General features: G+C 73.6%; 11 protein-coding genes and 2 pseudogenes. 5 read left to right on the top strand and 8 right to left on the bottom strand.

All coding sequences use genetic code 11. The annotated features are described in order from the left end of the window. The first annotated feature begins 138 nt into the window (after positions 1-138). A complete protein-coding gene (locus QQS16_RS07100) occupies positions 139-1,068 on the top strand; it encodes a glutaminase (RefSeq protein ID WP_286060757.1) in 930 nt (309 codons plus the stop codon). Between the two features lie 128 nt (positions 1,069-1,196). Then, positions 1,197-1,508 (top strand): annotated as a pseudogene (locus QQS16_RS07095) (MptA/MptB family glycosyltransferase); the annotation flags it as partial. Positions 1,509-1,735: 227 nt separating this feature from the next. On the opposite strand, the gene QQS16_RS07090 reads toward QQS16_RS07095, so the two are convergent. The 3 genes from QQS16_RS07090 to QQS16_RS07080 all read right to left on the bottom strand — a co-directional run bounded on the left by QQS16_RS07090 (position 1,736) and on the right by QQS16_RS07080 (position 5,003). After that, entirely contained in the window at positions 1,736-2,911 is a 1,176-nt protein-coding gene (locus QQS16_RS07090; protein ID WP_286060756.1) for a D-alanyl-D-alanine carboxypeptidase family protein, read from the bottom strand. Further along, a complete protein-coding gene (gene rho, locus QQS16_RS07085) occupies positions 2,908-4,197 on the bottom strand; it encodes a transcription termination factor Rho (RefSeq protein ID WP_286060755.1) in 1,290 nt (429 codons plus the stop codon). The genes QQS16_RS07090 and rho overlap by 4 nt, the downstream gene beginning before the upstream one ends. Positions 4,198-4,604: 407 nt before the next feature. Then, positions 4,605-5,003: a nuclear transport factor 2 family protein gene (locus QQS16_RS07080; RefSeq protein WP_286060754.1), complete on the bottom strand. Its 399-nt coding sequence runs from the start codon at positions 5,001-5,003 to the stop codon at positions 4,605-4,607. A 69-nt stretch (positions 5,004-5,072) separates the two neighbouring features. Here QQS16_RS07080 and QQS16_RS07075 point away from each other — a divergent pair. After that, positions 5,073-5,579, top strand: a pseudogene (locus QQS16_RS07075) (PadR family transcriptional regulator). Between the two features lie 5 nt (positions 5,580-5,584). Next, positions 5,585-6,310 carry a class I SAM-dependent methyltransferase gene (locus QQS16_RS07070; protein WP_286060753.1) on the top strand — a complete coding sequence of 242 codons (726 nt, stop codon included), beginning with the start codon at positions 5,585-5,587 and terminating at the stop codon, positions 6,308-6,310. 92 nt (positions 6,311-6,402) lie between these two features. Here QQS16_RS07070 and QQS16_RS07065 read toward each other — a convergent pair whose 3' ends face one another. From QQS16_RS07065 to QQS16_RS07045, 5 genes are all read right to left on the bottom strand, one after another. After that, a complete protein-coding gene (locus tag QQS16_RS07065; RefSeq protein ID WP_286060752.1) occupies positions 6,403-7,569 on the bottom strand; it encodes a serine hydrolase domain-containing protein in 1,167 nt (388 codons plus the stop codon). A 206-nt stretch (positions 7,570-7,775) separates the two neighbouring features. Then, the gene (locus tag QQS16_RS07060; RefSeq protein ID WP_286060751.1) at positions 7,776-8,744 is read right to left on the bottom strand and encodes an acetylxylan esterase; all 969 of its coding nucleotides are present in this window, start codon (positions 8,742-8,744) and stop codon (positions 7,776-7,778) included. Positions 8,745-8,985: 241 nt separating this feature from the next. Continuing rightward, complete coding sequence (locus QQS16_RS07055) at positions 8,986-9,570, bottom strand: Rv1733c family protein (protein ID WP_286060750.1); 585 nt, start codon at positions 9,568-9,570, stop codon at positions 8,986-8,988. A 181-nt stretch (positions 9,571-9,751) separates the two neighbouring features. After that, a complete protein-coding gene (locus tag QQS16_RS07050) occupies positions 9,752-10,513 on the bottom strand; it encodes a ferredoxin reductase (RefSeq protein ID WP_286060749.1) in 762 nt (253 codons plus the stop codon). Between the two features lie 31 nt (positions 10,514-10,544). Further along, positions 10,545-11,150, bottom strand: coding sequence for a sulfite oxidase-like oxidoreductase (locus QQS16_RS07045; protein ID WP_286060748.1), 606 nt, complete (start codon positions 11,148-11,150; stop codon positions 10,545-10,547). 252 nt (positions 11,151-11,402) lie between these two features. Between QQS16_RS07045 and QQS16_RS07040 the strand changes: the two genes are divergently transcribed. Further along, positions 11,403-11,543, top strand: a complete 141-nt coding sequence (locus tag QQS16_RS07040) for a hypothetical protein (protein ID WP_353479662.1) — start codon at positions 11,403-11,405, stop codon at positions 11,541-11,543. The last annotated feature ends 251 nt before the right edge of the window (positions 11,544-11,794 follow it).

Raw genomic sequence — 11,794 nt, 5'->3', positions numbered from 1 at the left:
GGCCAGCACGCGGAGTCCGGCCCCAGACATGCCTGATTGGCCGCCTGCCGCGCGCGGGAACAGGGACAGGGCCGCGTCCGGAACGGCCGGCACGGATCCCACGCCGACCCGGGGGCGCTCCGCGGGCGGGTGTGCGGCATGATGACGATCATGTCCTCGCAGTTCCAACCGGTCCTGGAGCGCATCGCCGCCGAGATCGAACGGACCCCGGGCCGCGGCCGGCCCGCCGGCTACATCCCGGCGCTCGCGGCCTGCGACCCGCGCAGCTTCGGCATGGCCGTGGCCGAGCTGGACGGCACGGTGTACGGGGTGGGCGACTGGCGGGAGCCGTTCTCCACGCAGTCCATCACCAAGGTCTTCACCCTCGCCCTCGACCTGGCCCGCGAGGGCGACGAACTCTGGGAGCACGTGGGCCGCGAGCCCTCCGGCAACCCCTTCAACTCCCTGATCCAGCTGGAGTACGAGAACGGCATCCCACGCAACCCGTTCATCAACGCGGGCGCCCTGGTGGTCACCGACCGCCTGCACACCCGTACCGGGGACGCGGCCGGCGAACTGCTGTCCTTCCTCCGCTCGGAGACCGGCAACGCCACCCTGGACTTCGACCAGGAGGTCGCCGCCTCCGAGTCCGCGCACGGCGACCGCAACGCCGCCCTGGCCCACTTCATGGCCTCGTACGGGAACATCGACAACCCCGTCCCGGTCCTGCTCGACCAGTACTTCCGGCAGTGCTCCCTCAGGGCCTCCTGCGCCGATCTCGCCCTGGCCACCACGTTCCTGGCCCGGCACGGCGTGCGCGCCGACGGCACCCGGCTGCTCTCGCAGAGCCAGGCCAAGCAGGTCAACGCGGTACTGCTGACCTGCGGCACGTACGACGCGGCGGGTGACTTCGCCTACCGGGTGGGCCTGCCCGGCAAGAGCGGGGTGGGCGGCGGCATCATCGCGGTGGTGCCGGGGCGCTGCACGCTGTGTGTGTGGAGCCCGGGCCTGGACGAGCGGGGCAACTCGGTGGCCGGGGTCGCGGCCCTGGACCGTTTCACGACCCTGACGGGCGTGTCGGTGTTCTGACCGGCGTCCGGCGCGCGGCCGCGTCCGCCGGTATCTCCTCACGTGCCGGTCACAGGCGGGCCCCCGCCCGGAGATGAGCACGTTCCTTTCCGGCCACCCGACGTTGACACGCTTCCCGAGTGCTGGCCATGGCTCTTTCCGTCGATCTCCGCCGCTGCCAGGTCCTCGGCCTGGCCGGAACCGCCTTCCTCGCGGCGGGCGGCGAGAGTGCCGGCGCCCTGCCCGTGCGCGAACTCCTGGCCCCCTCCTCCGCGCACGCCGCGCTCGGGCTGGTCGGCGCGTACTTCGGTGTCGTGCTGCTGATCGCGGCCTGGGCCCTGCTCGGGCGGCTGGTCCGCGGGCCCCGGCCGCCCGGTCCGCGCGCCCTGACGGCGGTCCTGGTGATCTGGGCGGCACCGCTGCTGCTCGCGCCCCCGCTGTTCAGCCGGGACGTGTACAGCTACCTGGTCAGCCCGGTCGCCTGGGTGCACCACCTGGTCTGGCTGCTGCCGTCCTTCGCGGTACTGGTCCGCGCCGGGCATCCGCGTCTCGCGGGTGCCCTGTACGCGGTGCTGTGCACGAGCGTGGTCTGGCTGTGGTTCGACGACGCGTCCGGCGTCGGCGGGTTCCTCGGCGGCAACGCCTACACGTGGATCATGCTGGGTCTGCTGCTGTGGCTGCCGGTCGATCAGCTCCGGACCGAACGGCCCGCGACGGCCCGCAGCGCCAGGGCGACGACACCGGCGCCGAGTCCGGCGGCACCCGCGACCGCCCCCGTCTCCCGCCAGCCGGGCCTCCCGTCCGGGGCGGGCGGCACCGCCGCCGGCAGCGCGGCCGGGGGGCCGGCGTGCGGCACGGCCCGCAGCGCGTCGAGCGACCCCACCGGGTCGACCCGGTCGTCGGCGGCGAAGCCCCAGTCGAGCAGGGCCCGGGCCTCCTCGTACACGGCGAAGCCGCCGCCCGCCTGAGGGTTCATCACGGTCACGACGAGCGTGCGCCCGCCCCTGCGGGCGGCGGCGACCAGCGTGTGGCCGGCGTTGCTGGTGTAGCCGTTCTTGACGCCGACCAGTCCCGGATACGGCCGCACTCCGTCCTCCCCGGTCAGCAGCCGGTTGGTGTTGCGGATGGGGTACGACCCTCCGCCACGGCCCGGGAACCTGGCCTCGACCGTGCCGCAGTACCGTGCGAACTCCGGGTTGCGCAGCCCCGCCCGGCCGAACACGGCGAGGTCGTACGCGGAGGACACCTGACCCGGCGCGTCGTACCCGTCCGGCGAGAGCACGCGCGTGTCACGGGCGCCCAGCGCACGGGCCCTGGCCTGCATCCGGGCGGCCGTGGAACGCCAGCCGCCGCTCAGCTCGGCCAGCACCCGCACGGCGTCGTTGCCGGAGTTGAGGAACACCCCGCGCCACAGGTCCAGGACCCGGTACGTGCGCCCCTCGGCGACTCCGACCAGGCTGCTGCCGGCGCCGATCCCGGTCAGCTCGTCCTCGTGGACCGTGTGCCGGATGCCCCGCGGGAGGACCGGCAGCACCGTGAGGGCGAACAGGGTCTTCAGGGTGCTGGCGGGCGGCAGCCTGCGGTGCGCGTCGTGCGCGGCGAGCACCTCACCGGTGCGGGCGTCGGCCACCAGCCACGACAGCGCGGAGACGTCCGGCAGTTCGGGGGCTCCGGCGCGCGCCCGGACCTGGGTGCCGGAGCGGTACAGCAGGGCGGGCTGCGGGGCTGCCACCCGGGGTGCGCCGGGTGTCCCGGGATCCACGCCGGTTCGGGCCGCCACGGCGGCCGGCGCGAGCGTGAGCAGGCCGGCGACCCCGAGCACGCAGGCGGACACGGCAACCCGGGCAGTACATCCGATCGTCATACCGCAAACGTAGGAACGGACCCGTCCCACACGGCGCTGCCCCGGCCGAGCGGGGCCGCCGAGCACCCGGATGCCGCACGTCCCGTCGGCCGGGCGGTCCCAGGGCGGTCCGGGGCGGTAGCCGGGGGTCTCGGAACGGCGGGTCGGCCGGAGGGCAGCGTCGGCTGGACACGGCGCAGGAAGGCCGCGTTGTCCGGGGTCTCGCGCATGCGCTCCAGCAGGGTTTCCAGGGCGGCCTGGCCGTCCTGGTTCCGCAGGACCCGGCGCAGGCCGTGGACCACGGTCAACTCGGCGGGGGCCAGGAGGAGTTCCTCGCGACGCGTGCCGGAGAGGTTGATGTCGAGGGCCGGGAAGACACGGCGGGAGGCGAGCTCGCGGTCGAGGCGCAGCTCCATGTTGCCGGTGCCCTTGAGTTCCTCGAAGTAGAAGCCGTCGGCGCGGGAGCCGGTTTCCACCAGAGCGGTGGCGAGGATGGTGAGAGAGCCGCCCTCCTCGGCCAGCCGGGCGGCGCCGAAGAACCGCTTGGGGCCGATCAGCGCGGTCGCGTCGACGCCGCCGCTGAGGGTGCGGCCACCGGCGGCGGCCGCGTTGTTGTGGGCCCGGCACAGCCGGGTGAGGGAGTCCAGGAGGAGGACGACGTCCTCGCCGGCCTCGACGAGCCGCTTGGCCCGCTCGATCACGAGCTCGGCGAGCGCGATGTGCTGCTTCGGACTCTGGTCGAAGGTGGAGGCGTACACCTCGCCGCGCACCGAGCGCCGCATGTCGGTGACCTCCTCGGGACGTTCGTCGAGCAGCACGACCATCAGCCGGGCCTCCGGGTGGTTGCCGGCGACGGCCGCCGCGATCTGCTGGAGCAGCACGGTCTTGCCGGTCTTGGGCGGCGCCACGATGAGCCCGCGCTGCCCCTTGCCGACGGGGGCGATCAGGTCGGTCACCCGGCCGGTCAGCCCGGCCGCCCGGTGTTCGAGGCGGAGCCGCTCCCGGGGATGCAGCGGTGTCAGATCCCGGAAGTGACGCCGGGTCCGCTGCTCGTCGGGGGTGCGCCCGTTGATCCGGGCGACCTCGGTCAGGGCGCGCTGGGCGCCGCGTACGCCGTCGACGAGATCGCCCTTGCGCAGGCCGTGGCGGCGGACGAGCTGGGGAGGGACCTGGAGGTCGGCGGGCGAGGGCAGCAGGGCCGGGGAGCGCAGATACCCCTTCCCGTGCGTGTCGATGTCGAGGACGCCGGTGGCGAACCGGGCCGGGAGCTGCCGCTGCACCGGAGGGTGTTGGAGTGTGGTGGTCATGATGGGGGTCCTTTCACGGACGGATGCACGGGAGACATGCGGAAGAAGGAAGGGGAGGAGCCGCGAGGAGAGGCGGAACAAGAGCACGCCCCGGCGGCGGGAACAGCACCTCGGGTACGGCGGAAGAGCCCTGCGCGAGGTGGTGTCGGGAAGTCGATGTGCCTGCCATGAGGCGGCGAGGGTTCGACTGTCTGAAGAGAACCGGCACCGGCGCCCGGAGACGGGCGTACACAAGTGCTGTTCGGAATGTACCACGCCGTGCGCGGTCACGTCTGTGAGAGGGGACACGTCGGACGGTCGGTCGTACGTTCGCCGACACGTCGACGGCCTCCGCTGTTCCGTGCGCCCGAAGGCGGTGGACCAGCGGAGGCCGTCGGCGTGTCGACGGGGCCGGGGCGGCCCGGCACTCACCCCGTCCGGGTCTCCGCCTCCTCGGCGATCCGGTCGAACTGGGCGCCCATCGCCGCCGCGAGGGCCTGGGCGCCCGACAACGGGCGGACCATGACCGTGAACGCGTCGATCAGGCCGTCGTCGTCGAGGTGGATGAAGTCGCAGCCGCTGATCGCGCGGTCGCCCACCCGGGCCGTGAACACCAGCGCGTGGTCGCGGCCGTCCGCGCCGCTCAGCTCCCGCTCGTAGCGGAAGTCCTCGAAGACCCGCACCACAGCGCGCAGGATGGCCGCAGTGATCGCCTTGCCGGCGTACGGCTTGAACACGACCGGACTCGTGAAGACCACGTCCTCGGCCAGCAGCGCCACAGCGGCGTCGAGGTCGCCGGCCTCGACCGCCTCGCGGAATGCGCGCATCGGATCTCCCATAGTCAAATTGTTGAGTAGGTGTCGAGTAGAATATTCACGTGCTGTGAGCGTGTCCACATGTCGCTGAAGTACGCCGTTCTCGCCGCCCTGTTGGAGGGCGAGGCCTCGGGCTACGAACTGTCCAAGGTCTTCGACGTGTCCCTCGCGAACTTCTGGCCCGCCACGCCTCAGCAGCTCTAGGAACGCCGGCCCACCAAGCGGATGTTCATGCTCACCGAGGCCGACCGACGGGAGCTGGACGCCTTCGCCGTGGCACCGACCCGGCGGCCCACGGCACTGCGCGACGAATTCCTGATCAAGATCCAGGCGATGGACGGCACCGACCCGGAGGCGACCCGCGCCCTGGTCGAGGAACGCGGGGCGTGGGCACGCGGAAAGCTCGACCGCTACGCACGCGTGCGCGAGCGGCTCCTCGCCGGGCGGACGGAGGAGGAGTACCTGCGAGAAGCCGGCCGGATCGGCCCGTATCTGACGCTCATGGCGGGCATCGCCTTCGAGACGGAGAACGTCCGCTGGTGCGAGCGGGTGCTCGCGGTCCTCGGGCAGCGGGCTCCCCTAAGCTGACGCGGATGTTCAGCCCCGAAGGTCCCCGGCTCCGCGAACTCGCCGTGCAGGCGCTGTCGTCCGTCGAACGCGGCTACGACCTGCTCGCCCCGAAGTTCGACCACACCCCCTTCCGCACCCCCGACTCGGTGCTCGACGCCGTCGCCTCGGCGCTGGAGCGCATGGGCCCCTTCGACGCCGGGCTCGACCTGTGCTGCGGCACCGGCGCCGGGGTCGGCGTGCTGGCGCGGGTGTGCCGGCACCGGGCGACCGGGGTCGACTTCAGCACCGGCATGCTCCAGGTGGCGCGGGAGCGCGTCCGGCCGCCCGGCCCGTACGTCTCCTGGGTGCGCGCGGACGCGCGCGCCCTGCCGTTCGGGTCCGCCTTCGACCTCGTGGTGAGCTTCGGGGCGTTCGGCCACTTCCTGCCGCGTGAACTGCCGGGACTGTTCGCCCAGGTCCACTCGGTGCTGCGGCCGGGCGGATGCTTCGCCTTCCCGGTGGTGGCGCCGCCGCGCCCCGCGTCCCGCGCCTACTGGGCGCTGCTGGTCTTCGACGCGGTGATGCGGGTGCGCAACGCCGTGTGGCGGCCGCCGTTCGTCATGTACTACCGGGCGTTCCGGACGGGGGACGTGCGGCGGGAGCTGGAACACGCCGGATTCCGGGTCGAGTTCAAGGCACTGCCCGAGTTCGGGCGGCGACGGGACGGCAGCCCGCGGGTCCGGATGGTCGTGGCCCGCAGGCTGCCGTAGCGGGACGGCCCGCCGTCAGACGACGTGGCGCACGAGGTCCAGGGCCGGTGTCCGACCAGCCCGACCAGCCCGACCGGTCCGGGCCGTTCGGGTCACAGCGCGCGGTACAGGGCGTCGATCAGCGCCATCTTCCGCGGGTCGTCGGCTATGTGGGGGCCCATGCGGTTCATCACGTACCCCAGGGACACGCCCGCCTCCGGATCGGCGAGACCGCAGGAGCCGCCGAAGCCGTCGTGGCCGAAGGCGCGCGGGTTGGGCCCGTACGAACCGTTCGAACCGCTCAGCCACAGTCCGAGCCCGGCCTCCGTCTCGCTCGGGAAGCCGGGTCCCAGCACCAGGTCCCGGCAGCGGCCCTGCCCCTCCCGCACCCGCTCGGCGGCCTCCGGGGACAGGACGCGCTGCCCGTCGTACGATCCCCGGCCCGCGAGGACGCCGTAGAGCGCGGCGACGGCCCGCGCGGTGCCGTGGCCGTTCGCGGCCGGTATCTCCGCGGCTCGCCACTCCGGCGAGTTGGCCGCGGCCGCACCCACCCCGGGGTTGGCCACGGCGGCGAGTGCGGCGGGCGCCAACTGGCTGTACACCGCCGCCTGTTCACTGCTCGCGGCGACCGGCGGCTGCACCAGCTCGGCTGCCCGGCCGGCCTCCTGCTCCGGCAGCCCGATGCTGAAGTCGATGCCGAGCGGCCCGGTCACCTCCCGCTCCAGGAACGCGCCGGGCAGCAGCCCCGTGACGCGCCGGACGACCTCCCCGACCAGGAAGCCGTACGTCAGCGCGTGGTACCCGGACCGGGTCCCCGGCTCCCACCAGGGCTCCGTCGCGGCCAGCCGCTTCGTCGTCAGCTCCCAGTCGTACAACTGGGCGAGCGAGTGCGGCTCGCGCAGGCCCGACAGTCCGGCCCGGTGCGACAGCAGATGCCGGACGAGGACCTTCTCCTTGCCCGCCGCGGCGAACTCGGGCCAGTAGGCGGCCACCGGCGCGTCGAAGTCGAGCAGGCCGCGGTCCGCGAGGATGTGGGCGCACAGCGCGGTCGGCCCCTTCGTCGTCGACCACACGTTGACCAGGGTGTCCCGCTCCCAGGGGCGGGTGCCCCGCGCGTCGGCCCGGCCGCCCCACAGGTCCAGCACGGTCTCGCCGTCGACCGTGACGGTGACCGCGGCACCGAGTTCCCCGCGGTCCCGGAAGTTCTCCTCGAACGCCGCTCGCACCGCGGCGAAGCGCGCGTCGCAGTGGCCGTGCACCTCGGGCGCGTACTGGGACATGGACCCTCCGTCGTCCGCCGGAAACCCGGCGCGCGGGACGCGGGCCGGGCGTCCTGAACATACCGACTGGTCGGACTGGGCGGAAGGTGGCCCGTCGCGTTCCACGGAGGACGTCGGGTCCGGCGACGAGCGGAGGGGGAACCACACGCCCGTCACCCGCTCACACCCCTCCTCACCGGACCCTCAGGCGGGTCCGCGCGGACCCCTCAGGCGTACGACCGCAGCCAGCGGAGCTTGGCCGCCTCCTGGAAGGGGCCGCCGCCCTCGTGGTCGTTGAAGTCGTACACCTCGATCGCCTTCTCCTCGTGGCCCCAGGCGTTGAAGGCCGCGAAGACAGTGGAGGGCGGGCAGGTCTGGTCCTCCAGGGCCGCCGAGAACAGGGCCGGCGCGCGCCCACGGGAGGCGAAGTGGACGCCGTCGAAGTAGGAGAGGGTGCGCAGGGCCTCCTCGGTGTGACCGCGGTGCGTCTTGAGGTAGAGGCCGATCTCCCGGTAGGGGTGCCGGTCGGTCAGTGTCGCCGCGCGCGGGTAGTCGCACAGGAACGGCACGTCCGGAGCGACCGCCGTCAGGTCCGGGACCAGGCCGCCCACCGCGATCGAGATGCCGCCGCCCTGGCTGGCACCGAGGACGACCGTGCGCGCGGGATCCGCCAGCGGATGCGAACGAGCCGCCTCCACCGCCCGCACCCCGTCCGTGAACACGCGCCGGTAGTAGTAGTTCTCGGGCGCGTCGATGCCCCGGGTCATGAAACCGGGGTAGGAGGGAGCGCCGCCCACCGGATCCGCGGTACCGCCCCCGCCGCCCCAGGCGCTGCCCTGGCCCCGGGTGTCCATCACGAAGTGCGCCCGGCCCGTGGACGCCCACAGCAGATGCTCGTGCGGCAGCCCGCGCCCACCGCCGTACCCCACGAACTCCACGACCAGCGGCACCGGCGCGGAGACCTCGGCGGGGATCGTGAACCAGCCCTTCACGGGGTGCCCGCCGAACCCGGCGAACGTCACGTCGTAGACCTTCACCGTGGCCAGGCCGGTGTCGACGAGTTCGAAGCGGGCGTCCAGGTCGTGGGCGCGGACCTCCGTGAGCGTCTTGGACCAGAACGCGTCGAAGTCCTCGGGCTCGGCCGACGCGCTGCGGTACTCCCGGAGCTCGTCGAGGGGCAGGTCGAACAGGGCCATGTGGGACCGCCTTTGCGAAGAGTGAGTGCGGATGATCACACCGTACGTGGGTGCTCCGACGTCTCGCCAGGTCTTTGCCGCGCTCCACGCCACACCGGCACCACGAGGTCGTCCGCCGAGGCGCCGGCCGACGCGCCGCACCGCTGGTCAGGGTGCGGGGCGGCACGGTCGTGGCGGGGGAGCGGGAGATCCCGGGGCCCGGGGGACCGCCGGGGATGGTCGGGTCACCGGCTGCGGAGCCTCAAGGTGCCCGGCGGCGTGTCCACCGCGGCTCGGTGAGCGCCCACTCGCGTTCCCACTCGGCCATCCTGCGGCGGCCGGCCGTGGAGCGGACGGCGGAGTGGCCGAGGAGGACGACGGCGACCGCGCTTCCCGTGGTGAACGCGCCGATGGCGAGGGTGTGCTGCCAGACCGCGGTGCCGTCCGGCGGCGGGGCCACGTTCCGCCCGCGGGAGTCGAACCACACGTCGACCGTCTCTCCCCGCTGGGTCCCCGACGGGACCCGCGCCGTGGCCGTCCGCGGCCCGCTGCCGGGCTCGGTCCAGCGCACGGTCACCCGGTACGTGTGCTCCCGGCCGCCCACCGACGGCAACGAGTCGGGAGTCCTGCCCACCACCTCCGCGCGCACGCGCTGGCGCTCGGCCCGCTGCTCCAGGGCGACCGCCCGCGCCTCATGATGGGCCCACCAGCCCACGACCGCCCCGGCCAGGGGTGCGCCGACGGCCAGCAGCATCGCGACGGCCAGCACCGTCCACGCCTCGACGACATCGGACCGGCGCCGCAACGGATTGCGCCGCCAGCGCCAGCCGCGCACCCGGGTTCGCATGTCGACCTCCGCACCGCGCACACCTGCGAGTGCCCGCTCGGATCCGGTACCCCTCCACCGGCAACGCGCACCGACGGTCCGAGCGGGGGACCGTCGCTGCGGAGTGCCCAGCCGGGGAACGGCGAAACGCGGGGGCGGCAGGCGGGCGGGAACCAGCCACCCGGATCCGGGACGCCTCCCGTCAGCCGAAGCGCTCGATCCGGATACGGTCCACGGGCTGGCCGGCCGCGACGAGCAGCCGTGCAGCGTGTTCGGCGAAGGCGTTGGAGCCGCACACATAGGCCTCCCACCCACCAGGCGGCTGCTCGGCCAGGAGCGGCGCCACATGTGCGGCGGCCATACGTCCTACCGGTACGCCCGCCGGCGCGCTCCGCGTGAACACGGCCGTCGTCTCCGCGCCCAGCTCCCGGGCGTAGATGAGTTCCTCGGGGCCGCGCGCCGACACCAGCATCCGCAGCGGCACGGACAGTCCGCGCGCCCGGTGGTGCCGCACCATCGACATCAGCGGTACGACGCCGGAGCCGGCGCCGATCAGCAGCGCGGGCCGGTCCCCGGGCCACGCGAAGAAGCCGCTCAGCGGGCCGCGCACCTCGACCGCGTCCCCGGGCCGGGCCACCGAGTGGAACCAGCCGGAGACCTCACCGCCCTCGACATGGTCCAGGGTCAGCTCGATGTGTCCGGAGTCGTCGGGCGCGGACGCGATCGAGTAGTGGCGCTGGGCCACATAGCCGTCTCCCGCGGACAGCCGCAGCATCAGGTGCTGGCCGGGCAGATGCCCCGCCCAGGCGGGCACCGCGAACCGGAACGTCGAGACGCGGGGGGTCTCGCGGCGGATCCCGGTGAGCGTGGCGGTCTGCCACACCGCGGCGGCCTGGGCGCTCACCGCGATCCGCCCCGGCACGGCGAACCTGGTCGGGGGAGTGAAGGCCCCAGGAGCAGGCATCGGGGGAGGGCAGGAGGGGGAAGCGGACGTCTCAGTCACCGGAGTACCGCTGCTCCTCCCAGGGGTTGCCCCGGGCGTGGTAGCCGTTCTGCTCCCAGAAGCCCGGCTCGTCGTGGTCGAGGAGGCGCAGGCCAGCGATCCACTTGGCGCTCTTCCAGAAGTAGAGGTGCGGCACCAGCAGCCGGGCCGGCCCGCCGTGCTCGGACGGCAGCGGTTTCCCGTCGTACTCCCAGGCGATCCAGGCCCGTCCGCCGGTGAGATCGGCGAGCGGGAGGTTCGTGGTGTACCCGGTGTGCGAGTAGGCCACGGCATGGGTGGCGGACCCCTGGGGCCGCACCACGGCCAGGAACGCGTCCAGGGACACGCCCCCGAACCGCACGCCGAACTTCGACCAGCTCGTCACGCAGTGGATGTCGCCCTCGTAGGCGGACGCCGGCAGCGCGTGCGCCTCGTCCCAGTTCCAGGTGTGCGGCTGCTCCACCAGCCCATCGACGCGGAAGGTCCAGTCGGTGGGCGCCAGGTCGGGGGTGACCTCGGCGGACAGGACGGGCCAGTCCTCGCCGGCGTCGTACTGTCCTGGCGGCAGCCTCGGATTGTCGACGCGGGCGCGTCCGGTGAAGCCTCGGGTGACGTTCATGCGGTTCCAGCGGGGCGACGGGAGTGACTGCTTACGCGGTCAACCGTACGTGCCTGTCAGCGGTGCCGGGTCCCCGGCCCGGCCGGCGCCCGTGAAGACCGTATGAACTGTCCGGCCCACCGGGAACAGCCGGGCGCCGCGCCTCCTTGCCGACCGGTGCCGTGTCCGGTGGCCGGTCCTCCCGTGGTCGGTGACCACCGGTGCCCCGCGGGCGGCGAGAACGGCGGAAGACAGCGAAGGAGAGTGGAAGCAGTGCCCAAGGCGTACGTGTTCGCGCGGGACGGCGGTCCGCAGACCGGCTCGGAGACCGAGGCCGTCGCCGGGGTGGGCCGGCCCGTCCCGGGCGCCGCGCAGATCCTGGTGGCGGTGCGTTGCGCGGCGATCGTCCGATGAGCACGGACGTGCCGCGGACCAAGGACATACCGGAGTCCACGGCGACACCGGCGACCGTCGAAACACCGGAGTCCACGGGGACACCGGCGACCAGGCGGACACCGGCATCCATGGAGATGCCGGACCCCACACCCATGCCGGCGACGACCCCGGGCGGTTCACAAGGCGGCGGTCGCCCGCGGAGCAGCCGCACACCGCACGTCCAGGCGGTCGGCGGACGCCCTGGCCCGGCGGGCGAAGGCCGTCCGTGG

The organism is Streptomyces sp. ALI-76-A, from assembly GCF_030287445.1.
In the GTDB taxonomy this organism is placed as follows: domain Bacteria; phylum Actinomycetota; class Actinomycetes; order Streptomycetales; family Streptomycetaceae; genus Streptomyces.
This window is presented reverse-complemented; position numbering and strand designations above follow the sequence as displayed.

What these genes read in the sequence shown, in the direction of transcription:
- QQS16_RS07080 (WP_286060754.1), bottom strand. Translation starts at nt 5,003, where the DNA reads ATGCGCGCATTCCGCGAGGCGGTCGAGGCCGGCGACCTCGACGCCGCT.
- QQS16_RS07100 (WP_286060757.1), top strand. Translation starts at nt 139, where the DNA reads ATGATGACGATCATGTCCTCGCAGTTCCAACCGGTCCTGGAGCGCATC.
- QQS16_RS07050 (WP_286060749.1), bottom strand. Translation starts at nt 10,513, where the DNA reads ATGCCTGCTCCTGGGGCCTTCACTCCCCCGACCAGGTTCGCCGTGCCG.
- QQS16_RS07045 (WP_286060748.1), bottom strand. Translation starts at nt 11,150, where the DNA reads ATGAACGTCACCCGAGGCTTCACCGGACGCGCCCGCGTCGACAATCCG.
- QQS16_RS07060 (WP_286060751.1), bottom strand. Translation starts at nt 8,744, where the DNA reads ATGGCCCTGTTCGACCTGCCCCTCGACGAGCTCCGGGAGTACCGCAGC.
- QQS16_RS07065 (WP_286060752.1), bottom strand. Translation starts at nt 7,569, where the DNA reads ATGTCCCAGTACGCGCCCGAGGTGCACGGCCACTGCGACGCGCGCTTC.
- rho (WP_286060755.1), bottom strand. Translation starts at nt 4,197, where the DNA reads ATGACCACCACACTCCAACACCCTCCGGTGCAGCGGCAGCTCCCGGCC.
- QQS16_RS07070 (WP_286060753.1), top strand. Translation starts at nt 5,585, where the DNA reads ATGTTCAGCCCCGAAGGTCCCCGGCTCCGCGAACTCGCCGTGCAGGCG.
- QQS16_RS07055 (WP_286060750.1), bottom strand. Translation starts at nt 9,570, where the DNA reads ATGCGAACCCGGGTGCGCGGCTGGCGCTGGCGGCGCAATCCGTTGCGG.
- QQS16_RS07090 (WP_286060756.1), bottom strand. Translation starts at nt 2,911, where the DNA reads ATGACGATCGGATGTACTGCCCGGGTTGCCGTGTCCGCCTGCGTGCTC.